This window comes from Streptomyces sp. GbtcB7, assembly GCF_019091445.1.
GTDB lineage: Bacteria > Actinomycetota > Actinomycetes > Streptomycetales > Streptomycetaceae > Streptomyces > Streptomyces mirabilis.
In genome coordinates, this window is record NZ_JAGXJM010000772.1 from 1 (window position 1) to 230 (window position 230).

General features: G+C 69.6%; 1 pseudogene. It reads left to right on the plus strand.

What is annotated here, in order from left to right:
- A pseudogene (locus tag KVT44_RS57505) lies at positions 1–230 on the plus strand (ABC transporter permease); the annotation flags it as partial.

Here is a 230-nt window from a genome sequence, read left to right on the forward strand (position 1 = left end):
ACCTCTTCGCCCGGCCCGTGTACGGCGCCCGGGTCGCGCTGGGAGCCGCGCTGGGGGCCACGGTGGTACAGGTCCCCGTCGGTGTCGTGGTGGGTGACGCGGCCGCGCTCGGCAACCGATGGATCGATCAACTGTTGTGCCGGATCACCGACATCTCCGTCGCGATGCGGTTGATGATCATGTCGCTGGCCCTGCTGGCGATCGTGCCCAGCAGTTCCCCGCGGCCCTTG